General features: G+C 37.4%; 23 protein-coding genes. 22 read left to right on the top strand and 1 reads right to left on the bottom strand.

Features of this window, described 5'->3' with window-relative positions:
* The first annotated feature begins 4 nt into the window (after positions 1-4).
* The 12 genes from AHA02nite_RS05235 to AHA02nite_RS05180 all read left to right on the top strand — a co-directional run bounded on the left by AHA02nite_RS05235 (position 5) and on the right by AHA02nite_RS05180 (position 13,312).
* Positions 5-853, top strand: coding sequence for a bifunctional 5,10-methylenetetrahydrofolate dehydrogenase/5,10-methenyltetrahydrofolate cyclohydrolase (locus AHA02nite_RS05235; RefSeq protein WP_146815068.1), 849 nt, complete (start codon positions 5-7; stop codon positions 851-853).
* Between the two features lie 14 nt (positions 854-867).
* Complete coding sequence (gene xseA / locus AHA02nite_RS05230) at positions 868-2,226, top strand: exodeoxyribonuclease VII large subunit (RefSeq protein ID WP_146815066.1); 1,359 nt, start codon at positions 868-870, stop codon at positions 2,224-2,226.
* Positions 2,216-2,446 carry an exodeoxyribonuclease VII small subunit gene (locus tag AHA02nite_RS05225; RefSeq protein WP_146815064.1) on the top strand — a complete coding sequence of 77 codons (231 nt, stop codon included), beginning with the start codon at positions 2,216-2,218 and terminating at the stop codon, positions 2,444-2,446. The genes xseA and AHA02nite_RS05225 overlap by 11 nt, the downstream gene beginning before the upstream one ends.
* Complete coding sequence (locus tag AHA02nite_RS05220) at positions 2,446-3,321, top strand: polyprenyl synthetase family protein (RefSeq protein WP_146815062.1); 876 nt, start codon at positions 2,446-2,448, stop codon at positions 3,319-3,321. The genes AHA02nite_RS05225 and AHA02nite_RS05220 overlap by 1 nt, the downstream gene beginning before the upstream one ends.
* Before the next feature lie 706 nt (positions 3,322-4,027).
* Positions 4,028-4,615, top strand: coding sequence for a hypothetical protein (locus tag AHA02nite_RS05215; RefSeq protein ID WP_170235973.1), 588 nt, complete (start codon positions 4,028-4,030; stop codon positions 4,613-4,615).
* Between the two features lie 31 nt (positions 4,616-4,646).
* Positions 4,647-6,539, top strand: a complete 1,893-nt coding sequence (gene dxs / locus AHA02nite_RS05210; protein ID WP_146815060.1) for a 1-deoxy-D-xylulose-5-phosphate synthase — start codon at positions 4,647-4,649, stop codon at positions 6,537-6,539.
* Positions 6,540-6,543: 4 nt separating this feature from the next.
* Entirely contained in the window at positions 6,544-7,359 is an 816-nt protein-coding gene (locus AHA02nite_RS05205) for a TlyA family RNA methyltransferase (protein ID WP_146815058.1), read from the top strand.
* A 43-nt stretch (positions 7,360-7,402) separates the two neighbouring features.
* A complete protein-coding gene (ahrC, locus tag AHA02nite_RS05200; protein WP_146815056.1) occupies positions 7,403-7,852 on the top strand; it encodes a transcriptional regulator AhrC/ArgR in 450 nt (149 codons plus the stop codon).
* A gap of 18 nt (positions 7,853-7,870) precedes the next feature.
* Positions 7,871-9,592 (top strand): DNA repair protein RecN, encoded by a 1,722-nt coding sequence (recN, locus tag AHA02nite_RS05195; RefSeq protein WP_146815054.1) that lies wholly within the window; start codon positions 7,871-7,873, stop codon positions 9,590-9,592.
* Between the two features lie 198 nt (positions 9,593-9,790).
* The gene (gene spoIVB / locus AHA02nite_RS05190) at positions 9,791-10,876 is read left to right on the top strand and encodes a SpoIVB peptidase (protein ID WP_146815052.1); all 1,086 of its coding nucleotides are present in this window, start codon (positions 9,791-9,793) and stop codon (positions 10,874-10,876) included.
* A 196-nt stretch (positions 10,877-11,072) separates the two neighbouring features.
* Entirely contained in the window at positions 11,073-11,852 is a 780-nt protein-coding gene (gene spo0A, locus AHA02nite_RS05185) for a sporulation transcription factor Spo0A (protein ID WP_146815050.1), read from the top strand.
* Between the two features lie 107 nt (positions 11,853-11,959).
* A complete protein-coding gene (locus AHA02nite_RS05180) occupies positions 11,960-13,312 on the top strand; it encodes an aspartate kinase (protein WP_146815048.1) in 1,353 nt (450 codons plus the stop codon).
* A 193-nt stretch (positions 13,313-13,505) separates the two neighbouring features.
* On the opposite strand, the gene AHA02nite_RS05175 is transcribed toward AHA02nite_RS05180, so the two are convergent.
* On the bottom strand, positions 13,506-13,736 hold the full coding sequence (locus AHA02nite_RS05175) for a DUF2627 domain-containing protein (RefSeq protein WP_146815046.1): 231 nt from the start codon (positions 13,734-13,736) through the stop codon (positions 13,506-13,508).
* 132 nt (positions 13,737-13,868) lie between these two features.
* Here AHA02nite_RS05175 and AHA02nite_RS05170 point away from each other — a divergent pair, with 132 nt between their 5' ends.
* The 10 genes from AHA02nite_RS05170 (at position 13,869) to AHA02nite_RS05125 (ending at position 25,507) form a co-directional block, all read left to right on the top strand.
* Complete coding sequence (locus AHA02nite_RS05170; protein ID WP_146815044.1) at positions 13,869-15,923, top strand: sigma 54-interacting transcriptional regulator; 2,055 nt, start codon at positions 13,869-13,871, stop codon at positions 15,921-15,923.
* A gap of 36 nt (positions 15,924-15,959) precedes the next feature.
* Positions 15,960-16,859, top strand: coding sequence for a phosphate butyryltransferase (yqiS, locus tag AHA02nite_RS05165; protein WP_146815042.1), 900 nt, complete (start codon positions 15,960-15,962; stop codon positions 16,857-16,859).
* Between the two features lie 19 nt (positions 16,860-16,878).
* The gene (locus tag AHA02nite_RS05160) at positions 16,879-17,976 is read left to right on the top strand and encodes a Leu/Phe/Val dehydrogenase (protein WP_146815040.1); all 1,098 of its coding nucleotides are present in this window, start codon (positions 16,879-16,881) and stop codon (positions 17,974-17,976) included.
* Positions 17,977-17,996: 20 nt separating this feature from the next.
* Complete coding sequence (gene buk / locus AHA02nite_RS05155; protein ID WP_407642719.1) at positions 17,997-19,091, top strand: butyrate kinase; 1,095 nt, start codon at positions 17,997-17,999, stop codon at positions 19,089-19,091.
* Between the two features lies 1 nt (position 19,092).
* A complete protein-coding gene (lpdA, locus tag AHA02nite_RS05150; RefSeq protein ID WP_146815036.1) occupies positions 19,093-20,514 on the top strand; it encodes a dihydrolipoyl dehydrogenase in 1,422 nt (473 codons plus the stop codon).
* An 18-nt stretch (positions 20,515-20,532) separates the two neighbouring features.
* Positions 20,533-21,543 carry a thiamine pyrophosphate-dependent dehydrogenase E1 component subunit alpha gene (locus AHA02nite_RS05145; RefSeq protein ID WP_146815034.1) on the top strand — a complete coding sequence of 337 codons (1,011 nt, stop codon included), beginning with the start codon at positions 20,533-20,535 and terminating at the stop codon, positions 21,541-21,543.
* A 2-nt stretch (positions 21,544-21,545) separates the two neighbouring features.
* Positions 21,546-22,529, top strand: a complete 984-nt coding sequence (locus tag AHA02nite_RS05140; RefSeq protein ID WP_146815032.1) for an alpha-ketoacid dehydrogenase subunit beta — start codon at positions 21,546-21,548, stop codon at positions 22,527-22,529.
* Between the two features lie 35 nt (positions 22,530-22,564).
* Positions 22,565-23,848 (top strand): dihydrolipoamide acetyltransferase family protein, encoded by a 1,284-nt coding sequence (locus tag AHA02nite_RS05135; RefSeq protein WP_146815031.1) that lies wholly within the window; start codon positions 22,565-22,567, stop codon positions 23,846-23,848.
* Positions 23,849-23,996: 148 nt separating this feature from the next.
* Positions 23,997-24,428 carry a BrxA/BrxB family bacilliredoxin gene (locus AHA02nite_RS05130; RefSeq protein ID WP_146815029.1) on the top strand — a complete coding sequence of 144 codons (432 nt, stop codon included), beginning with the start codon at positions 23,997-23,999 and terminating at the stop codon, positions 24,426-24,428.
* 125 nt (positions 24,429-24,553) lie between these two features.
* Positions 24,554-25,507, top strand: coding sequence for an aromatic acid exporter family protein (locus AHA02nite_RS05125; RefSeq protein WP_146815027.1), 954 nt, complete (start codon positions 24,554-24,556; stop codon positions 25,505-25,507).
* The last annotated feature ends 83 nt before the right edge of the window (positions 25,508-25,590 follow it).

Here is a 25,590-nt window from a genome sequence, read left to right as displayed (position 1 = left end):
AACAATGAGCACGACGATTATGTATGGAAACACAGTCGCTGATTATATAAGGTCAAACTTAACCGAAGATATTAGAAGTTTGAAAGAACAAGGTGTAATCCCTAAATTAACAGTCATTATAATTGGGGATAATCCAGCGTCTAAGACTTATGTTAGAATAAAGAAAAAAGCAGCAGAAAAAATTGGAATAACATCTGATGTCATCGAACTTCCCGTGAACACTTCAGAACAACAACTACTTAACCATATCGAAACCTTAAATGAGGATTCTTCAACTCATGGAACACTCATTCAGTTACCCTTACCTGATCATATTAATGAAAAGCGTGTTTTAGATGCTGTATCACCGGAAAAAGACGTAGATGGCTTTCACCCAATTAATGTAGGTAGACTTTCAATTGGACAGGAAGCTTTTTATCCTTGCACACCGTATGGCATTATGAAGCTTTTACATTATTATCAAGTACCAGTAGCAAAAAAACATGTCGTTGTAGTTGGTAGAAGTAACATAGTCGGAAAACCAATCGGACAAATGTTACTAAATGAAGATGCTACAGTCACTTATTGTCACTCAAAGACAGATAACTTAAATGAATATACAAAGCAAGCTGACATATTAATTGTAGCTGTTGGTAAAGCAGAACTAATTAAAAAGAAAGACGTGAAAAAAGGCGCTGTCGTTGTAGACGTCGGTAATACGTTTTTAGAAACTGGTAAAGTAGTCGGTGATGTAGCGTTTGATGAAATGATTGGTCATGTCAGTTTTATTACTCCCGTACCAAAAGGGGTAGGACCTATGACGATTACAATGCTATTAAGTAATACGATCCAAGCAGCAAAACGTTTAAGTTAAAGGAGACCTTCAGTATGAAGCAACAATACTTAACCGTTACCGCATTAACGAAGTATATTAAGAAGAAATTTGATGTCGACCGACACTTAAAAAATGTTTGGTTACAAGGTGAAATATCAAATTTCAATCACCATTCTAGGGGGCATATGTACTTTACGATTAAAGATGAAAATGCCCGAGTTTCAGCTGTTATGTTTGCTTCTTCCAATCGCTCACTGAAATTTAAACCTGAAAACGGCATGAAAGTGCTAGTCCATGGTGATATCAGTGTATACGAGCGAAGTGGCCAATACCAAATATATGTAAGTAGTATGGAGCCTGACGGTTTAGGTTCTTTACACTTGGCATATGAACAGTTAAAAAAGAAGTTGAACAGTGAAGGGCTTTTTAATGAGGAATTTAAAAAGCCAATTCCAAAATTCCCTGAAAAAATCGGAATTGTAACTTCACCAACAGGCGCAGCTGTACGCGATATAATTACAACATTAGCACGTCGTTATCCCCACACGAAACGCGTTGTCATCCCTGTTTCTGTTCAAGGTGAATTCGCATCAAAATCAATCGCAGATGGAATTAACGAGGCGAACAACATAGGTGATTTTGACACATTAATAGTAGGGCGTGGTGGTGGCTCAATTGAAGAGCTTTGGGCGTTTAATGAAGAAGTTGTTGCCCGAGCTATTAGCCAGTCTACAATTCCTGTTATATCAGCTGTAGGACATGAAACAGATTTTACAATAAGTGATTTAGTTGCTGATTTACGTGCACCTACTCCGACTGCTGCAGCAGAGCTAGCTGTTCCTTCATTAGATGAACTACATAAGCAAGTAGAAGTCACTTCTCATCGCCTGCAGCAACAAATGAAACAGAAGGTAAATACTTTAAATGAGCGTTTAAACTCTTTAAGGAATGCTTATGCTTTTAAGTACCCAGTCCACTTAACGAGACAGAAAGAACAAGATCTAGACCGTGTTGTGCTACAATTAAATAAAAACATCAAACAAGCAGTACACATGAAGAAACAAAACTTAAACTCTTCTTATGATCAGTTAGTTGCCCACTCACCTTCGAACTTACTTAAAGAGAAGCGAAATCAAACGAATTATGTAACGGAGAAGTTGAACCAAGTTATGGCTAGTAATCATAAACAAAAGCAACATGAATTTAACACACAAATAGAAAAGTTATCCATTTTAAGCCCGCTTGAAACGATGAAGAGGGGTTATTCGATTGCTTATAATGAAAATGATGATATTGTTAAATCAACTAAGTCAGTTGAAACTGGTGGATTGTTGAAGGTGTCATTTACAGATGGTCAAGTTGTAAGTCAAGTCCAACGTGTTGAAGAAAGGGATGATCGAGATGGAGAATAATAACTTAACTTTTGAACAAGCGATGGAGAAATTAGAGAAGATTGTAGAACAATTAGAACAAGGCGACGTCCCGTTAGAACAAGCTATTCAGTATTATAAAGAAGGTATGCAGCTATCTAAAGTATGTCATGAAAAATTGAAGAACGTTGAGAATGAAATGACGGAGATTTTAAACGAAAACGGTGAGTCTGAGCCATATACAGTGGAGGAAGAGTCGTAGTGAACATTTTGTCATTTGAGCAAAAACAACAATCGATCAATGAACAACTACAAAACAAGGCGGAGCAATTAAATCTACCAGAGCAATTAAAATCAGCTGTACTATATGCGCTAAATGCTGGTGGAAAAAGGTTGCGACCAATTTTAATGTTGGCTGCTTATAATGCTTTTTCAGAAGATGAAGAACGTGTATCTGACGTCGTTATTGCACTTGAATTAATTCATACATACTCACTAATACACGATGACCTACCAGCAATGGATGATGATGATTTTAGACGTGGCCAACCAACTATTCATAAACAGTACGATGAAGCTACAGCTATATTAGTTGGTGATGGATTACTTACTTTAGCCTTTCAAGTCGTTTCTTCATCTGCCAAGTTAGAAGCTGAGGAGAAAGTTTTCACTTTAGCTGAATTAAGTAAAGCGAGCGGTTTAGAAGGAATGATTGCTGGGCAATACTTAGACTTAAAAGGTGAAGGTGAACATTTAACTGTAGAAGAACTTAGTAGGATTCATCGACATAAAACAGGAGAGCTAATCCGTGGCGCAGTTAAAATTGGAGCATATTTAGGTGGAGCAACTCCACCCCAAATTGAGGCACTAGATGAATATGCAAGTTATTTAGGGTTAATTTTCCAAGTACAAGATGACATATTAGATGTTACCGGAGATGAAGAGGAAATCGGTAAGCCAGTCGGTAGTGATGTATCACTAGACAAGGGCACATATCCGAAACTATTAGGAATTAATGGAGCGATAGAGAAGCGTGACGATTATATGGAACGTGCTCAAAAGGCTCTGCGCGAAGCAAGGGTCGAAAATACCCAACTAATGGACATTATCGAACTATTTGGTAAACGAAGTTACTAGGCTTTTTACAATTGTTAGTGGTAAGCTGATGTGATAAAATAGAACTTACGCAAGGGGTGGTGCAGTATGCTAGTCGGCCCCCCACTTCTGAAGGCGGGCCTAAAAATCCGCCAAAGGGCACATCGATGAAGTTTCTGGTGTTGGCTTGAGGCGCCCAGCCTTGGGTCGATGCTGGGAGTTAAGGTTGGAGGGCGATCCACAATGGCATGTGGGCGTTGACCCTGCTTCCGTGGAGGCCCATTCTTGTGCCCCATTAATCGCACTTAATGGGGTATGAAATGGGGTATGAACCTGCATGATACCGAGGAATTCGCTATCTGCAGCGTAGCCTGCCTTGAGTGGTGTCTAGGGGATTGCAATTCAGTACGTGTTCAATCGTTAGGCCAACGATTAACACGTTAAACGTTGCATGAAATAGATGCTGCAAAAGAGGCTAGGGAGTGGTCAAAGGCTGTCGAGGAAAACTCCTAGACTGTTCCGTTGCGACATTTAAGAGGGATTATAGTGTGGACTAAGTGGTAATCCAGTCTAGCTTTCGGAGACGAGGCTAAGGTCGTTTTAAAGGGGAACCGCCGTAGTGGCAACACACGGTAACGGCCTGGGAAAACCTACTGGACCTAAGCCGCAATTTTTACCTCTTAAATGACCACCTCTTCACGTACATATGATATTAAACAAAGGTTACAATACATTCTGAGGTCATAACATGATCAAAATAATAAAAGAATCCATTAAATTTAGTGTTAGTATAGCCGTTATCACCTTGGTGTTAGCGGCCATTTTTACAATAATATCTAATTCCATTTTAAGCGGTGTTGGATGGATATTAGGTATGATTATTGTTTTTATAATTGTATTTATTGGTGTATTATCAGATATGATGGGAATTGCTGCAACAGCGGCAAGTGAGACACCTTTTCACTCGATGGCTTCGGAAAAAGTTTACGGAGCTAAAAATTCGATTAGAATTGTGCGTAATGCAGATAAATTTGCTACCTTCTGTAACGATGTAATAGGAGATATCGCAGGTGTTATAAGTGGTACAGCATCAACACTAGTTGTTATTCAATTAGCAACTTCGATTTCAAATGGACAAGCTTCTACATATCAATTTACAATCTCAGTGATCTTCACAGGTGTTGTTGCAGCTTTAACTGTAGGTGGAAAAGCGATGGGGAAGTCGATCGCTGTACGAGCTTCAACGGAGTTAGTTCTATTTGCAGGAAAAATAACTACTTTTATCGAAAACAATTTACGTATACGTGTTTTGCCATCACATAAAAATAAAAAATAATGAAATTAATTATAAAGGTGAGTGATCCTAAATGGATCTTAAAAACATTAAACATCCATCGGAAATAAAAGACTTATCAGTAGAAGAATTACAACAGTTAAGCGAAGAAATACGTTCGTTTTTAATTGAAAACTTATCAAAGACAGGCGGACACTTAGGCCCTAATCTTGGTGTTGTCGAACTAACTTTAGCTTTACACCAATCATTCGATAGTCCAAAGGATAAGTTTTTGTGGGATGTAGGACATCAAGCTTATGTGCATAAAATGCTTACCGGCCGTACAAAAGACTTTGATACTTTAAGGAAATATCAAGGCTTGTGTGGCTTTCCTAAGATGAACGAAAGTGAACATGATGTATGGGAGACAGGTCATAGTTCTACTTCTTTATCAGCGGCTATGGGAATGGCTATAGCTCGTGATGTTAAAAAAGAAGATAATTATGTTGTACCTATTATTGGTGATGGTGCACTAACAGGTGGTATGGCGTTAGAAGCGTTAAATCATATTGGAGCCGAGCAAAAAGATATGATTGTCATCTTAAACGACAACGAGATGTCTATTGCGCCAAATGTTGGAGCTTTACATAACGTATTAGGGCGTTTGAGAAGCGGCCAACGTTATAACTGGATAAAAGAAGAATTGGAAGTTTTACTCAAAAAGATTCCTTCAGTTGGAGGAAAAATTGCTAATACTGCTGAGCGTATTAAAGATAGCATGAAGTATTTAGTTGTGCCAGGCATGTTTTTCGAAGAGTTAGGATTCACATATTATGGTCCAGTTGATGGTCATGATTATGAGGATTTATTTAAATCCATTGACTATGCTAAGAGAACTGAAGGACCAATTTTAATTCATGTATTAACGACTAAAGGTAAAGGCTATCACCCTGCAGAAAACGATAAAATCGGAACATGGCATGGTGTTGGACCTTACAAGATTGAATCTGGTGAATCGGTGAAGAAAAGTTCAGGTGGACCGGGATGGAGTAAAGTTGTTAGTGATACGTTGATGCAAGTAGCAGATCACGATGAGAAAGTAGTGGCAATTACTCCAGCTATGACTGTTGGTAGTAAGCTAGAAGACTTTAAATCCAAATTCCCTGACAGACTTTTTGATGTAGGTATAGCTGAACAACACGCAACGACGGTCGCAGGTGGACTTGCAACACAAGGGATGAAGCCATTTTTATCAATTTATTCAACCTTCTTGCAAAGAGGCTTTGACCAAGTCGTTCATGATGTATGCCGTCAAAATTTAAACGTAGCTTTTGGTATTGATCGTGCTGGGCTAGTTGGCGCAGACGGCGAAACACACCAAGGTGTATTTGATATATCATTTTTACGTCATTTACCGAATATGACAATTATGATGCCTAAAGATGCACAAGAGTGTCAAGATATGGTTTATACGTCATTAAATCATCAAGATGGACCGATTGCAGTTCGTTACCCACGTGGTAATGCTAAAGATCACCCTGTGGAAGGCCAGTATGATATGGTGCCAATCGGAACATGGGAAGTACTAAAAGAAGGTCATGATCTTGTCATATTAACTTTCGGTACGATGATTGAAAGAGCAATGGAAGCTGCAGCCGATTTAGAAAAAGATGATATTTCAGTTCGAGTCGTTAATGCTCGTTTTATTAAACCGTTAGATGCTAATATGTTAAGGCAAATTTCACAAGAACAATTACCAATCCTTACAGTCGAAGAGCATGCTCTTCAAGGAGGATTCGGTAGTGCAGTTTTAGAATTTTTTGAAGAAGAAAAGGTAGCATATCCGTTTATATCAAGAATGGGTATACCTGACCGCTTTATTGAACACGGAAGTGTCGATGATTTATTAGAAGAAGTTGGTTTGACCGCTAAGCATATTCAAAATGAAGTAAAAGAGATCGTGCCAACAAAAGAGAAAAGGGCTTAAGTATATGAAAAAAGTACGCTTAGATACACTTTTAGTTGAACAAGGCTTTTTTGATTCAAGAGAAAAAGCGAAGCGTTCTATTATGGCTGGTTTAGTTCACACTGATCATGAACGTTTAGATAAGCCAGGGGTTAAAGTTGATCCGACTATTAATATTAAAGTGAAAGGAAAAGCTGTCCCGTATGTTAGTCGGGGCGGCTTGAAGCTTGAAAAAGCGATTAAAAGCTTTAATATTGATTTTTCGGACCGATTAATTGTAGACATTGGTTCATCAACAGGTGGTTTTACAGATTGTGCTCTACAGCATGGAGCAAAAGCAAGCTATGCGATTGATGTCGGTTATAACCAATTGGATTGGAAACTGAGACAAGATGATCGTGTTTATGTTATGGAGCGTACTAACTTTCGCTACGTAACAAAAGATCAGTTGGAATACGGTATGCCAAATGTGGCAGTAACAGATGTTTCTTTCATTTCATTAAAGCTTATATTCCCAGTGATTCGTCAGATCGTAGAGCCGAATTCTGATGTTGTAGCCCTAATCAAGCCTCAATTCGAAGCAGGAAGAGAGCAAGTGGGGAAAAAGGGAATTGTGCGTGATAAGAAAGTACATATCGCAGTTGTTCACGACATTTTATCATTTGTTGAAAATGAAGGATTTGTTATCGAAGGGCTTGATTATTCACCTATTACTGGTGGAGATGGCAATATTGAGTTTCTTTTACATGCTAAGTGGCTAGAAAACGAATCAGAAAATCGGTTGTCAAATACAGAAATAGATCAAGTGATTAACCAAGCACACGAAGATTTTCATAAGTAAACTGGTCTGATGTTATACACTGAACTAAAAGATGGTGAAAAAATTGAAAAAAACCCAACGATTATTAAAAATCCGTGATTTAATTTACAAACACGACATTGAAACACAAGATGAGCTCGTGCAAAAATTTCATGACCTAGGATATGATGTAACACAAGCCACAATTTCTAGAGACATAAAAGAACTACAATTAGTTAAAGTTCCAACTAATGACGGATACTATAAATACAGCTTGCCTGGAGATACAAAAGTTAACCCAACTGAGAAGCTACAGAGAACCTTGTTAGAGAGTTTCGTTTCAATTGATCGTGCTGACCATTTCATAGTTCTAAAAACTGTACCAGGTAATGCACAAGCTGTCGGTGTTTTAATTGATCAATTAGATTGGGAAGATATTATGGGAAGTATATGTGGAGATGACACGTGCTTAATCATTTGTCGTACACCATCTCAAAGTGAAGCTATTTATGATGAATTTATGAAAATGCTCTAAGAATATGAGGTGTCTATTGTGTTAGCACAATTATCGATTAAGAATTTTGCAATTATTGATGAAATATCACTATCTTTTAATGAAGGTTTAACTGTACTAACAGGAGAAACTGGTGCAGGTAAATCAATTATTATAGATGCAATTCAGCTACTAGCTGGTGCTAGGGCATCTGTAGAATTCGTTAGGCATAATGCTGACCAAGCATCAATTGAAGGGTTATTCTTTATAGATGACCACCAACATATGGCGTATAAAGTGTTGGAGCAATTTGAAATACCAGTTGATGAAGATGAGGGTAGTGTTGTAATCGAAAGACGTATTACATCCAAAGGCAAAAGCATTTGCAAAGTTAATGGTAAACTAATTACATTAGCAGTCTTAAAAGAATTAGGTGCACATTTAATTGATATACATAGCCAACATGAGACACAATCTTTAATGAATCCAGAACGACATATTGAACTTTTAGACTTTTTTGACCGTGATGGTCTCGATCAAACTAAAGAACATTATCATGAATTATACAGCCATTTACAATCCCTAAAGAAAAAGTATGAGGAACTATCTAACAATGAGCAAGAAATTGCACAACGTATTGATTTGCTTAAATTTCAACATAATGAATTGAGTGAAGCGCAATTACAACTTGGTGAAGATGATCAACTTGAAGAAGAGCGTAGTCATTTAATGAATTATGAACGAATCTTTGAAGGTTTAAATACAACGTACGAGTCATTATCAGCTGAGAACCATGCAATGGATTTCTTAGGACATGCGATGTCTGCTTTAGAGCAATTAGAAGATGTGGACCATGACTTTGAGGAGCTCTCTAAGCAATTAAAAGCCAATTACTATTCTTTAGAAGAGCTGTCGTTTGATTTGCGAAATCGTTTGGATCAATTAGAATTTCAACCAAATCGTTTAGATGAAATTGAAACAAGATTGTTTGAAATTAATCGGTTAAAGCGAAAGTACGGCAAAGATGTTAATGAACTGATGACCCATATGGCTCAAATGGAAGAAGAGTTAGAGCAACTTGAGAATAAAGACAGTCATTTACAATCACTTGAACATGAAATAAAAGAGGCGGAAAAAGATGCCTTAACTGAAGCTGAACATTTGCATAAACTTAGGAAAGAAATCGCAGAAAAGCTTATATTAGCAATTCAACATGAATTACAAGATCTTTATTTAGAAAAAGCTCAGTTTGATGTTGAATTTAACACTCACAAAGGTGAAGTAAACTGGCGCGATCGTCATGTCAGATTGTTAAGACAAGGCTTAGACGTTATACAATTTCTCATTACAACAAATCCTGGAGAACCGATGAAACCACTTCATAAAGTTGCCTCAGGTGGAGAAATTTCGCGGATTATGCTTGCTATTAAGAGCATTTTATCGCAGCATCAAGGAATTACAAGTGTTATTTTTGATGAGGTTGATACTGGTGTGAGTGGTCGTGTAGCGCAAGCTATCGCCCAAAAGATTCACCGTATATCAAATGAGTCCCAAGTGCTTTGCATAACTCACTTGCCACAAGTGGCGGCAATGGCAGACCATCATTACTTAATTCAAAAAGATGTTTCAGAAAAAGGATACACCAACACGAGTGTACATCCATTATCGGCGAACGAAACTGTTGAAGAGGTCGGGCGCATGATCTCTGGAAATGAAGTAACTGAAACGACAACGAATCATGCCAAAGAATTAATTGAACAAGCAGAAGTGATGAAAGGTTAAGCATACTTATTCGTATGTTTAACCTTTTTTTAATATATGTAATGGGTTAGTTAGTAATTATTTTATATACAATCAAAGTTAATCTATTCAAGGAAATGATAAACTAAATTGCATTTACTTTTATCGTTTAAAAAAGGTGAAAAAAGCTCAAATTAACTTTAAAGCTTCAATTATAAAGAGAAATGAGGAGTGTACTTGATGAGCCGATCACGAATAACATTAAAAATCATTCTCCTTGTTTCGTTTGTTCTTCCATTCACATTAACATACCATGTAGCTGCTGAAACATTACAACCTGTTGAAGAAATAATACCTGGAGGTCAATCCATTGGTGTTAAACTCCACACTTCTGGTGTTGTCGTAGTCGGTTTTAGTCCTGTCTCAACTAACGAGGGTAAAACCTCACCAGCTGAGGAATCAGGCGTTGAAATTGGTGATATTATTTTACAACTAAATCAACATAAAATTAACGATATGCAATCCTTCACGAAGCTAATACAGAAATACGAAACTGAGCAAGAACCGATTGAATTATTAATTAAAAGACAAGAGCATATTTTCCCTTTAACGGTAAAGCCGCTTGCCGATGAAGGTGAAGATGTTTATAAGCTCGGTCTCTTTATAAGAGATGCAACTGCTGGCATCGGTACGATGACCTTTTATGATCCAGAATCAAAACGTTATGGTGCATTAGGACATGTTATTACTGATCAGCAAACAAAGAAACCATTAGACATTTACAATGGTAAAATTGTGCCTTCAAAGATTACTTCGATTAATAAAGGGGAAAGTGGATCGCCAGGTGAGAAGCGAGCGCGTTTCTCAATGGATGATACAAGCTTAGGTACGATTCAAAAAAACACTGACTATGGGATCTTCGGAAAGTTGGAAGACGACTCATTATTTGTAAATGACCATGTCGGTTTACTACCTGTTGCTAAAGCTCATGAAGTAAAAGAAGGGAAAGCCAAAATTTTAACAGTCGTAGAAGAGGATACGATTGAAGAGTTTGAAATTGAAATTGTAAGTAGCGTACCTTCACAAAACCCAGAAACTAAAGGGATGGTTATACAAATTACAGATGACGACTTGTTAGAAGCATCTGGTGGAATTGTGCAAGGAATGAGCGGTAGTCCAATTATACAAGACGGTAAATTAATCGGTGCAGTAACACATGTATTTTTAAATGATCCAACAAGTGGGTATGGTGTGCATATAGAATGGATGTTAAATGAAGCAGGGTTAAAAATAAAAGAAGATGAAGAGATGCAAGACGCTAGCTAAATTTAAGCCCAGTACTAATTAAGTATTGGGCTTTTTTATGTCGAATTATAAGAACCCTTGTAGAATGCGTGTTTTAACCTCAAAAAAAGTGAATATATCTCAAAAATTTCACAAATTAAAAAGGAGATTATGCTTATATGTCGAATTGGTTAAATGTGGGTCAAACGGATATTTATTAATAGGAGGGAATATTTTTATGGGGAAGATTAAATTAGGAATAGCTGATGACAATCGAGAGTTGGTCTCGATGTTAGAGGATCACTTTTCAGAAGAAGAAGAAATGGAAGTTGTAGGTACTGCTTACAACGGAAATGATTGCTTAACAATGGTCCAAGAACAACAGCCTGATATTTTAATCTTAGATATTATTATGCCTCACATTGACGGATTAGCTGTATTAGAAAAGCTGCGTAACGCGTCATTAGACAAAACACCTAAAGTGATTATGCTCACTGCTTTCGGACACGAATCCGTAACGAAAAAAGCTGTTGAATTAGGCGCTACATATTATATGTTGAAGCCTTTTGATTTAGACATGCTTAAAGACCAAGTATTAAACATTGCTGGTTCAAAGCAAGTTTCACCACTTAAACACGGATTTGGCGAAAGCAAACCACCAAAAGTGAACTTAGATGCTAACATTACTTCGATCATTCATGAAGTTGGTGTCCCGGCTCATATTAAAGGTTATTTATATTTAAGAGAAGCAATTGCAATGGTATATCATGATATTGAATTATTAGGATCTATTACTAAAGTTTTATACCCAGATATTGCTAAAAAATATAATACAACAGCTTCTCGAGTTGAACGAGCGATTCGTCACGCGATTGAAGTTGCTTGGAATCGTGGTAACATAGATTCTTTATCAGCAATTTTCGGTTATACAGTGAGCGTTTCAAAAGCAAAACCCACAAACTCTGAATTCATTGCTATGATCGCAGATAAGTTAAGGTTAGAACATAAAGTTGGATAAAGCATTAGAATCACTTTAGGAGTTAACATCTGTTAACTCCTTTTTTTTTATTCTCGATATGTTAAAATAATCATTGTTATAAAACAATTCAAATAGTGGTGATAATAATGAAAGTAGCAAAATTTGGAGGCAGTTCTGTAGCAGATAGTTCGATGCTTGGCCAAGTGGCTAGCATTATCGAAGCCGATCAAGATCGGAAGTTTATTGTCGTATCAGCACCTGGAAAGAGATACGACGATGACGTTAAAGTAACAGATTTATTTATTCAATTAGGTGAACAATATGATAGTGGGCAAAATTATGAGGAAACGTTATTCAAAATTTCTCAACGATTTATGTCCATTACAGAAGAACTTGAATTATCAAAGGATATTGTTGCTCGAATTGAAAATGAATCAAGAAGATTACTTAGAGAAACGACAAACACGACTCACTTAATGGATGCATTAAAGGCAATGGGAGAAGATTCATTAGCTCGTATTTTAAGTGCGTACCTGAACAAGAGAGGTACAAAAGCGACTTATGTGAATCCTAAAGATGCTGGTGTCATTGTCAGCTCTGACCCTAATGGTGCTCAAATCTTAGAAAAAAGCTATGAGCAAATATACCGCCTTAGAGAACGTGAAGGTGTAGTTGTCATACCAGGATTCTTCGGCTATACAGAAACGGGTATTTTAACAGCTTTCCCTCGCGGTGGTTCTGATATTTCAGGTTCAATCATTGCTGCAGGTGTACAAGCCGAGCTGTATGAAAACTTTACTGATGTTAGTTCCGTTTATTGTGTAAACCCGAAAATTGTAGATCAACCTAAAGAGATTCATACATTGACTTATAAAGAAATGCGTGAATTATCTTATGCAGGTTTCTCAGTATTTCACGATGAAGCATTAATTCCTGCATTTAAAAAGAATATTCCAGTATGCATTAAAAACACAAATGACCCGGATTGTCGTGGAACAATGATTGTTGCCAGCAAAAAAGATAACGGTCAGCCAGTCGTTGGTATTGCAAGTGATACAGGATTTTCAACGATTTATGTGCGTAAGTATTTAATGAACCGCGAAATTGGGTTCGGTCAAAAGTTATTAAGCATTCTTGCAGAAGAAAACATTTCATTTGAACACGCACCTTCAGGTATTGATGATATGTCAGTTATTATCCGTACAGAAGATTTAAAAGGTGATAAAGAAGAAACGTTAATGAACAGAATTAAAAATGAATTGCAAGTAGATACAGTAGATGTAACACACGGATTAGCAATGATTATGCTCGTAGGTGAAGGTATGAGTAATCGCTTAAACGTTGCATCTAAAGCGACGAAAGCATTCGCAGAAGCAGATGTTAATATTGATATGATCAATCAAGGCTCTTCCGAAGTTTCCATGATGTTTGGAATATATGAAGAGAACTTAAACGAAGCGATCAAATCATTATACCAAGAGTTCTTTTTAACTGATTAATTTTAAAAAGAGGTTGGGACAAAAGGAATCTAAGTGTTATGAAAACACGGACTTTTGATTTTTTATGTTTGTTAACACTTACTTAGCGGAATCAAAATGCGTAGACCGGAAAGCGAAGCATTTTGATGGAGCGGGCTAAAAGATAAACCCGAACGAAGTCAAAATGTGATTTCGTTCGGGTTTTCTCTGTTTTTTAGTAATTATTTTGTGTTCGGTTGCGTTTTCGGTCACGGTGTAAAATAAAGCCACCAATAAACCCAATCCCTACAACAATTAAAATAATACCAGCGATTAACTGGATTAAAACATTATTGAAAAAAATTGCAGCTGCTTCCCCAAAGAAAGAATCGCGAATCAATATGATTCCATATGCAGCTAGAACTCCAGGTATTACCATAATTAAAAGTGCAATTAACCTCATCATTATTCTTCTCTCCTTATCCCTTTTGTAGTATACCAAAAATAGCTAGAAGAAAAAACGAAAAAAACTTGCATTATTAAAGCGCTTTCATTATCATGGAAGTATGCAAAAACTTGCAAATGTAGGTGTAAAACTATGCAAAATGTGCTAATTGTAGGAGCAGGACAAGGTGGAACAGCTATTTTAAAGCTATTTGAGCAAACTGATATGATTAATGTGCAAGCTGTTGCAGACATCAATCAACTCGCTCCCGGCATTGAATTAGCTGCTAATAAATCAATAAACACTTATGAGTCGTATATTGATGCTTTAAATGAACCAATTGATATAATCGTTGAAACTACAGGTAAGGAAGAAGTATTTAATGACTTGAAAAATTATAAAACGAGGCGTTCGGTATTAATACCTGGTACGGTTGCTCACGTTATTTATAACTTGTTAAATGAGAAAGAATCATTACTGGATCAACTAAAAAAAGAGACTGATTCACGTGATTTACTATTAAATTCAATTCATGACGGAATGATCGTCATCGATCTAGATCACAACATTACATATGTTAATGAAGCAGCTGAAAACATACTAAACCTTAATAGGGATGAGATGGTTGGACATTTAGTAACTGAAATCATCTCAGATTCGCATTTACCAAATGTTATGAAAACCCGAAAAAAGGAACTCAACCAACCGCTGAACTTGAGTAATGGAAAACGTATTATTACAACACGAATCCCACTTGTTACTGAACAAGGTGAGCTATTAGGTGCTTTTGCTGTCTTTAAAGATATTACGGAAGTTGTTGAGCTGGCAGAAGAAATAACTGACCTAAAAAATATTCAAAATATGTTAGAAGCCATTATTCAATCGAGTGAAGAAGCGATCTCCGTTGTTGACGAATATGGCCGAGGGTTACTAATTAACCCTGCATATACAAAGATCACGGGGTTAAAGGAAAGCGAAATCATCGGTAAACCAGCAACTGCTGACATATCTGAAGGTGAAAGTATGCACATGCAGGTACTTGAAACTAGAAGACCTGTAAGAGGTGCACGCATGAAAGTAGGCCCATTAAAACGTGATGTTTTAGTTAATGCTGCACCGATCTTAGTTGACGGTGTTCTCAAGGGTAGTGTTGCCATAATTCACGATTTGTCGGAGATTGAATCTTTAACATCTGAGTTAAAAAAAGCTCGCCAAATAATTCGGAATTTAGAAGCTAAGTACACATTTGATGATATAATTGCACAGTCGACCGAGATGAAATTAACGTTAGAACAGGCTAAAGTAGGTGCCAAAACACCTGTTACGGTCCTACTAAGAGGTGAATCAGGAACAGGAAAAGAACTGATTGCACACGCGATTCACAACGAAAGTGATCGTAAACATTATAAATTTATTCGAGTGAATTGTGCTTCGATGGAAGAAGAAGCACTAGAAAAAGCTTTGTTCGGTGATGAAACAGGCCCACCTGAAAAGCAAAAAGGGTTGTTTGAAGAAGCCAATAATGGATCACTGTTTTTAGATGAAATTGGTGATTTATCAGTTGACCTGCAAGCTAGAGTGCTACACGTTCTAGAAAATCAAGAAATTATTAGGGTCGGTGGTAGAAAACCCATCCCTGTTAACGTAAGGGTGATTGCAGCAACTAATGTTAACTTAGAGCGTGCAATGATGGAAAAAGAATTCCGTGAAGATTTGTTTTATCGATTAAATCGACTACCTATTATGATTGCGCCTTTAAGAGAACGAACTGATGATATCGAGCCTTTAACACAGCACTTAATTACGAAGCTCAATGAAGATTATGGGCGAAATGTAAAAGGTGTAAATGTAAAAGCGCTAGGAATACTTAAAGAATATGATTTTCCTGGTAATGTGAGAGAACTGGAAAACATACTTGGCCGCGCCATTATAAGTATGGAGCAAAATGAAAGTTATATTAAAGACAAACACTTACCATCGTTAAGAAAACATTCTTTTAAAGATTTAGATCTGTTTAATGAACCAGTAAGTACAGAGGTTATTCCGCTACAAGATGCGCTTGATGAATTTGAAAAACAACTCATACTTGAGACATTAGAGAAGAATAATTATATTAAATCCAAAACAGCCAAACAGCTAAATATTTCATTACGCAATTTATATTACAAAATGGAAAAGCACAATCTCGGAAAAGATGTACAAAGCTAATAACTAGAATTAATACAACATGAAGGTGAGAGAATAATGAACTTAGATCAACTCGTAAATGACCTCTGTCAAATGGAGGAGAAGAAAACGGTTGCTGTAGCAGAGGCAACTAATGTCGAAACTTTGAAGGCGGTAAAGGAGGGGGTTGAACGCGACCTTGCAGCTTTTAAGCTTTTCGGTAACATGGAACAAATCCGAGAAGCGGCTGAAGAAATTGAGCTAGACTTACAGCAAGAAAGGATTACGTTACACCATGCTACGTCAGTCGAGAACGCTGTTGAGAAAGCAGTCATGTCAGTTTCCGAAGAACGTTCAGATGTCCTAATGAAAGGAAATGTTGCAACGAAGATCGTTTTAAAAGCTGTACTCAAGAAAAATTCAGGCTTAAGAGACGGGAGAATCTTATCTCACGTTGCATTATTTGAAATTCCTAACCGTGATGGACTTTTATTTCTAACTGATGCAGGGATGAATATTGCACCAGATTTAGAGGAGAAAGTACAAATCATTCAAAATTCAGTTGACGTTGCCCATAGGCTTGGCTATGACAATCCAAAGGTTGCACCACTAGCAGCTGTTGAAATTGTTAACCCAGCTATGCAAGCTTCTGTTGATGCAGCAGTATTATCTCAAATGCAAAAAAGAGGGCAAATTCAAGGGTGTATTGTTGATGGCCCATTAGCATTTGACAATGCAATTTCATTAGAGTCAAAACAAGAAAAAAATATTAACTCAGATGTTGCTGGAAGCGCTGATATTTTAGTTTGTCCGTATATTGAAGTAGGTAACACGCTATACAAATCATTTACTTATTTCGCTAATGCAAGAGTAGCGGGGATTATTAGTGGAGCTAAAGCACCAATTGTTTTAACTTCACGTGCGGATACAGCTGAAAGCAAAATCTACTCACTAGCGTTTGCTTTAACATCATCTTAATTTTAGGGAGGAATATGAAATGGAATTATTTACTTATATGGAAGAGTATGATTATGAACAAGTGGTATTTTGCCAAGATAAAAACTCAGGATTAAAAGCAATCATCGCGTTACATGACACAACTTTAGGGCCAGCATTAGGTGGAACTAGAATGTGGACTTATGATTCAGAAGAGGAAGCAGTAATCGATGCTTTACGTCTAGCTAAAGGGATGACATATAAAAACGCAGCAGCTGGACTTAACTTAGGTGGCGGTAAAACCGTTATTATTGGCGATCCGAAAAAAGATAAAAATCCTGAAATGTTCAGAGCTTTCGGCCGTTACATTCAAGGGCTGAACGGTCGCTATATTACAGCTGAAGATGTTGGTACAACAGAGCATGACATGGACTACATTTATATGGAAACGGATTACGTAACAGGTATTTCGCCTGAGTTCGGTTCTTCTGGTAACCCATCACCAGCTACTGCTTATGGCATGTACCGTGGCATGAAAGCAGCTGCTAAGGAAGCTTTCGGAACTGATTCGTTAGAAGGTAAGACTATAGCAGTGCAAGGTGTTGGTAATGTTGCTTATCATATGTGTAAACATTTACACGAAGAAGGAGCTAAGTTAATTGTTACAGACATTAACAAAGAATCTGTTGATCGTGCAGTAGAAGACTTCGGTGCTCAAGCAGTAGATCCAGATGATATTTACACAGTAGACTGTGATATTTATGCACCATGTGCTTTAGGTGCAACATTAAATGATGAGACGATTCCAAAACTAAAAGCTAAAGCTATTGCAGGTTCAGCAAACAATCAATTAGCAGAACATAAACATGGTGACATGCTGCATGAAGCTGGCATTGTCTATGCACCTGATTACGTAATTAACTCTGGTGGTGTTATTAACGTTGCAGATGAGCTAAACGGTTATAACAAAGACCGTGCATTTAAACAAATTGATGCTATTTATGACAGCTTAAGTAAAATCTTTGAAATTTCTAAACGTGATAACATTTCTACACACATTGCTGCTGACCGTATGGCAGAAGAGCGCATTGCTAGTGTTCGTCGTTCAAGAAGTACTTTTTTACAAAATGAACATAGTATCATTTCAAGAAGAAAATAAATGGAGGCGTCATCAAGAAAATGAACTACCGTGTATTAGTTATTAACCCAGGTTCGACTTCAACTAAAATCGCCGTGTTTGAAAATGAACATTGCTTAATTGAGCAAACGATTCGTCATAAAGCAGAAGAATTAGAAACATATTCAAACATCATCGAACAGTATCAATTTAGAAAAGACGTCATCTTAGAAGCATTAGATTATGAAGGTTTTAATATATCTAAATTAGATGCAGTTTGTGGACGAGGTGGTTTGCTCAAACCAATCGAAGGTGGTACTTATGAAGTAAATGAAGCTATGCTCCATGATCTAAAAGAAGGTTTTTACGGGGAGCATGCTTCAAATCTAGGTGGAATTTTAGCATATGAAATAGCAAGTAATGTTAATGTCCCATCTTATATCGTAGACCCTGTAGTTGTAGACGAACTTGAAGATATTGCAAGATATTCAGGTGTACCACAACTGCCTCGAAGAAGTATTTTTCACGCGCTAAATCAAAAAGCTGTTGCAAGACGAGCAGCAGAAACTTTAGGTAAAGCATATGAAGATACGCGTCTAATTGTTTGTCATATGGGTGGTGGCATTACGGTCGGTGCCCATGATCATGGCAAGGTTATAGATGTTAATAATGGCTTAAATGGAGAAGGACCATTTTCTCCAGAGCGAGCTGGGACAGTGCCAGCTGGTCAGTTAGTTGATTTATGCTTCTCATCGGTATATACGAAAGAGCAAGTTCATAAAATGCTAGTTGGTAAAGGTGGTCTAGTGGCATACCTTGAAACAAATGATGCTAAAGAAGTTGAAGAGCGAGTAGAACAAGGTGATGAGCAAGCGAAGGCTGTATATGAAGCTATGGCTTACCAAATAGCCAAAGAAATCGGAAGTATTAGTACAGTATTAAAAGGCAATATGGATGCTATTGTATTAACAGGCGGCTTAGCGTATGGGGAAAGTTTTGTAGAAGAGATTACAAACCGTATTGATTGGATAGCTGATGTATTAACTTATCCAGGTGAAAATGAGTTAGAAGCTTTAGCTGAAGGCACAATTAGAGTACTTAATGGTGATGAACAACCGCAACATTACCGCTCTATGCCTAATAGAAAGGAGTTTTAACATGGCAAAAGAATACGATGTTGCCATACTCGGTGGCGGTACAGGTGGTTATGTCGCTGCCATCCGAGCTAGTCAACTTGGTTTAAAAGTTGCAATGGTTGAAAAGGGAGACCTAGGAGGAACATGCCTACATAGAGGTTGCATTCCGTCAAAATCATTACTTAGAAGTGCAGAAGTATTTAAACAAACACAAGATGCATTAAGTTACGGTGTAGAAACAGAAAATACAAAGCTTAATTTCGTTAAAGTACAAGAACGCAAGCAAAAAATTATCGATCAATTACACCAAGGTGTTCAAGGTTTAATGAAAAAAGGTAAAATTGACGTTTTTGAAGGTCACGGTCGCATTTTAGGACCAAGTATTTTCTCACCAACGGCTGGTACAATTTCAGTAGAAATGAACAACGGTGAAGAAAATGAAATGATTGTCCCTAAAAATGTTATTGTCGCAACTGGTTCAAAGCCGAAAACATTACCTGGTCTTGAAGTCGATGGTGAAACAGTTATGACTTCAGATGAAGCATTACAGATGGAATCTTTACCTAACTCAATTGCCATCGTTGGTGGAGGTGTTATTGGTATCGAATGGGCTTCAATGTTAGCTGACTTTGGTGTTGATGTAACGGTGATCGAGTTTATGGATCAAATCTTGCCAACTGAAGACCACGATGTTGTTAAAGAAGCGGAAAAAGCGCTTAAACAAAAAGGTATTAAAATAGTGACAAGTGCTAAAGTTTTACCTGATTCACTTGAAAAGTCTGACGGTATTAAAGTAGAAGCAGAGGTTAATGGAGAAAATCAAACGTTTGAAGCAGACCGTATGTTAGTTTCGGTTGGAAGAGCGCCTATTGTTGATAATATTGGGCTAGAAAATACAGATATTGTTGTTGAAAACGGTGCTATTAAAGTAAATCAAAATTGCCAAACGAAAGAATCACATATATATGCAATTGGTGATGTTATTGGGGGCATGCAGTTAGCTCACGTTGCATCACATGAAGGTATTTTAGCTGTTGAACATATTGCTAACGAAAATCCAGAACCGATTGACTACAACCATGTAGCTTCTTGTATTTATTCTAACCCTGAAATGGCAAGTGTCGGTTTAACAGAAAACCAAGCTAAAGAACAAGGCTATAACGTTAAGGTAGGCAAATTCCCATTCCAAGCGGTTGGTAAAGCACTAGTACATGGTGAAAAAGAAGGATTTGCTAAAATCATCACGAATGAAGATAATGAAGATCTTTTAGGTGTTCACATGATTGGACCTCACGTTACTGATATGATCTCAGAAGCTGGTTTAGCGATGGTTTTAGATGCTACAGCATGGGAGATTGGGGAAACGATTCACCCTCATCCAACGTTATCTGAAGTTATAGGCGAAGCAGCATTAGCTGTTGATGGAAAACAAATTCATGGTTAATTAAAGGGAGGTATACTTATGGGTAAAGTAGAAAATCGTCACCAAGATTTAGGCTTATCAGATGATCAAGCGTTAGACATGTACCGCACGATGCTTTTAGCACGAAAGATTGACCAAAGAATGTGGCTTTTAAACCGTGCAGGTAAAATTCCATTCGTTATTTCTTGTCAAGGTCAAGAAGCAGCACAAGTAGGAGCAAGTTATGCATTAAACCGTGATAAGGACTATGCGGCTCCTTATTATCGTGATTTAGGTGTTGTATTAGCTTTTGGTATGACGACAAAAGAGTTGTTTCTAGCAGCATTTGCAAAAGCAGATGACCCAAACTCTGGTGGACGTCAAATGCCAGGACACTTCGGACAGAAGAAAAATAGAATTTTAACTGGTTCTTCTCCAGTTACAACACAACTTCCACACGCTGTAGGAGTGGCTTTAGCGGCAAAAATGGAAGGAGAAGAAATTGCTTCATTTGTAACATTAGGTGAAGGTTCTTCTAACCAAGGTGATTTCCATGAAGGTTTAAACTTCGCAGGTGTTCATAAGTTACCAGTCATTACGATGGTGGAAAACAATAAGTATGCGATTTCTGTACCGTTAGAGCGCCAAGTTGCAAGTAAATCAGTTGCTGATCGTGGTGTTGCATATGGTATGCCAGGGTATCAAGTTGACGGAAATGATCCTTTAGAAGTTTACAAAGTCGTTAAAGAAGCGCATGAACGGGCGATGAATGGTGAAGGTCCAACACTTGTTGAGGCGATGACTGAACGTTTAACTGCTCACTCAAGTGATGACAATGATAAAGCTTATCGCACAGAAGAAGAGCTAGAAGAAATGAAGAAGAAAGATAACTTAATTTCTTTTGCTCAATATTTAAGAGATGTTGGTGTATTAACAGAGGAAAAGGAAGAAGCGTTAAATAAAGAGTTAGATGATGAGATTAATACAGCAACTGATGAAGCTGAAAACGCTCCGTATGCAGAACCAGAACATGCGCTGAAGTATGTGTATGCTGAAGAGGGAGGGGAATAATTATGCCTGTAATGTCTTATATTCAATCAATTACGAAGGCAATGCAAGAGGAAATGGAACGCGATGATAAAGTATTTGTTCTTGGTGAAGATGTTGGTAAAAAAGGTGGCGTATTTAAAGCAACAGATGGTTTATATGACCAATTTGGCGAAGCAAGAGTGCTTGATACACCACTAACAGAATCTGCGATTGCAGGTGTTGGTATTGGTGCTGCTATGTATGGTATGCGCCCAATTGCAGAGATGCAGTTTGCCGATTTCATTATGCCAGCTGTAAACCAAATCATCTCAGAAGCAGCCCGCATTCGTTACCGTTCGAATAATGATTGGCACTGTCCAATGGTTATTCGCGCTCCTTACGGTGGTGGCGTACACGGTGCGTTATATCACTCACAATCAGTAGAAGCTGTTTTTGCTAACCAGCCAGGCTTGAAGATCGTCATGCCTTCAACTCCTTATGATGCTAAAGGATTACTTAAAGCAGCGATTCGTGACGAAGACCCTGTCTTATTCTTTGAACATAAGCGTGCTTATCGTTTAATTAAAGGTGATGTACCAGAAGATGATTACGTATTACCAATCGGTAAAGCTGACGTTAAACGTGAAGGTGATGACATTACTATCATTACTTATGGCTTATGTGTTCACTTTGCTTTAGAAGCTGCAGAAAAATTAGCTGAAGAAGGTATTTCAGCACATATTTTAGACTTACGTACGGTTTATCCGTTAGATCAAGAAGCGATCATTGAAGCGGCTAAGAAAACAGGTAAAGTACTTCTTGTAACAGAGGACAATAAAGAAGGAAGCATTATGAGTGAAGTATCTGCGATCATTTCGGAAAATTGTCTATTTGATCTAGATTCTCCAGTCCAACGACTAGCTGGACCAGATGTACCGTCTATGCCATATGCACCGACTATGGAGAAATACTTCATGCTTAACCCTGATAAACTCGAGAAAGCAATGCGCGAATTAGCTGAATTTTAATTCGTTTATTTTGTAATAAAAGGAGGTAAACACCAATGGCGGTCGAAAAAGTAACGATGCCTCAGTTAGGTGAGAGTGTAACTGAAGGTACGATTAGTTCATGGCTAGTACAGGTTGGCGATACAGTCAATAAGTACGACCCAATTGCAGAAGTAATGACGGATAAAGTAAACGCTGAAGTCCCTTCCTCGTTCACAGGAACTATTAAAGAACTTGTTGCGCAAGAAGGTGACACTATTGAAGTAGGCGGTTTAATTTGTTATATGGAAACTGAAGGTGGTTCGAGTGAAGATTCAGGCGAACAATCTTCAACAACAACTGAAAAAGAAGAAAGCACGACTTCTAATGAACAGTCTGATGAAGAACAACCAATGAAAAAACGTTACTCACCAGCTGTTTTAAAACTAGCGCAAGAGAATGACATCGACTTAAATCAAGTAACCGGCTCAGGTAAAGGTGGCCGTATTACACGTAAAGATTTAGAGAAAGTCATTGATTCTGGTGAAATTCCACAAGCACAAGAAGCACCAAAAGCAGAGCAAACAGAACAACCAGCTGCATCAGCTCAACAGGCACCTAAAACAGCTCCATCTGGTCAGCCTACAGCAAGTGCACAACCAGGTGATGTGGAGATCCCAGTTTCAGGTGTACGTAAAGCAATTGCTCAGAATATGGTTAAATCAAAAACTGAAATTCCACACGCATGGATGACAGTTGAAGTAGATGTTACGAACTTAGTTAAATTCCGTGACAGTAAGAAAAATGAGTTTAAACAAAAAGAAGGTTATTCATTAACGTACTTTGCGTTTTTCGTAAAAGCTGTCGCACAAGCGTTAAAAGAATATCCTCAGCTGAACAGTATGTGGGCAGGCGATAAGATTATTCAAAAGAAAGACATTAATTTATCAATTGCTGTAGCTAGTGATGATCAATTATTTGTACCTGTCATTAAACATGCTGATGATAAGAGTGTCAAAGGCATTGCTAAAGACGTTGTAGAACTAGCAACGAAAGCACGTGACGGTAAATTAACAAATGATGATATGCAAGGTGGAACGTTTACAGTGAACAATACTGGTTCATTCGGTTCAGTACAATCGATGGGTGTCATTAATCATCCACAAGCAGCGATCCTACAAGTAGAATCAATTGTAAAACGCCCTGTTTACATTGATGGTATGTTTGCCCCACGTGACATGGTGAACTTATGTTTATCATTAGACCACCGTGTTCTAGACGGCTTAATTTGCGGTAACTTCTTACAGCGTGTTAAAGAAATTTTAGAGAACATGTCAGAAGAAAATACTTCTATTTACTAATGAAATAGAATAAAAACTGCCTTGTCATCATCACTGATGGTGTTTACAAGGTAGTTTTTTCATTATAGTCATTGCAGACAATTTGAAACAAGTCTGAAATGTTGATATTATTAGAATGGTAATATTAAATAAAAGGGAGCCATGCGCCATGGATTTTAACATTTATATGCAAGATTTCGTCAACCAAGCAAGAACAGAAATTACAGAAGCAGGCTATGAAGAGTTAACAACACCTGAAGAAGTCGATCAAGCTTTAACTCGTGAAGGAACTACTTTAGTTGCGGTAAACTCAATTTGTGGTTGTGCTGGTGGAGTTGCACGTCCAGCTGCAGCTAACGCTATTCATTATGATTATCGTCCAGATCACTTAGTTACAGTGTTTGCTGGTCAAGATCGTGAAGCAACAGAGCAAGCAAGAAGCTACTTTGAAGGTTTCCCGCCATCTTCACCATCATTTGCATTAATGAAAGATGGTAAGATTGTAACAATGATTGAGCGTCACGAAGTTGAAAGTTCAACACCAGTAGAAGTTGTACAACAACTACAAAATCTATTCGACGAACATTGTGAAGAATATTAATAGTCATTAAGGTGGTATACTGTACCACCTTTTTTTATGTTTAGAAGATTATAAAACGATTGATGCGGGTAAATTATGGTATATTAAACATACATAATTAGAGGAAAAGAGGAAGAGGATCGAACATGTTCAAGGTAGGATCTAGAACGATAAAAACAGCAATAGGTGCGCCTGTAGCGATTATGATTGCTCAAGCATTACAATTAGATAATGCTATTTCGGCTGCAATACTAACGATTCTATGTATTCAAGTTACTAGGCAACGGTCGCTACAAACAGCGTGGTACCGTTTTTACGCTTGTATGATTGGAATCGCTGTAGCTGGCTTGCTTTTTGAACTAATAGCATACAACCCGCTAGTTATTGGACTTATCTTAATAATTTTTATTCCAATTACAGTTAAGTTAGGAATTACAGAAGGGATTATTACAAGCACTGTCATCATACTACATTTATATGGAGAAGGGGCCTTATCTGTATCAATTGTACTGAATGAAATTGTGCTACTTACAGTTGGGCTTGGTGTTGCGTTAATCTTAAATATGTATATGCCTAGTTTAGATTCTGAGTTGGAGAAAATACGGGATGAATTAGAGGAGAATTTCTCAAAGATCTTAAGAGAAATTGCTAATTATTTAAAGACTGGTGAATATTACTGGTCTGGGCATGAAATTACTGAGACAGCAAGATTAATTGAAGACGCAAATGAATTAGCATCACGAGATGTAGAGAATCACTTGTTAAGAAGGCATCACCCTTTTTATCATTATTTTCATATGCGAGAAAAACAATTTGATATTTTAGAGCGTATGTTACCACTGATTAGCCGGGTCGATGCAACAGAAGATGAGTATAATTACATTGGTGAGCTTTTTGAAGAGTTGGCTGATCATGTCCATCCAGGTAATACAGCAGTAAAATATTTAGAGAAATTGAATCAAATAAGGAAGAAATTCAATAAAGAAGACTTGCCAGATGACCGCGAAACGTTCGAACAAAGAGCTAATTTGTATCTATTGCTTAATGAGATTGAACAGTATTTAATACTGAAGCGATCATATAAGAAAAGTGATATTTAATTAAAACCAAGCCTCGTGCTTGGTTTTTTATATGTATTGTCATACGAAATAGCCACCACAATATGGTAGCTTTAAAAGTATAT

Source organism: Alkalibacillus haloalkaliphilus (assembly GCF_007991275.1).
GTDB lineage: Bacteria > Bacillota > Bacilli > Bacillales > Alkalibacillaceae > Alkalibacillus > Alkalibacillus haloalkaliphilus.
The sequence above is the reverse complement of the archived record's forward strand: the minus strand, read 5'-3'. Positions and strand labels throughout refer to the sequence as shown.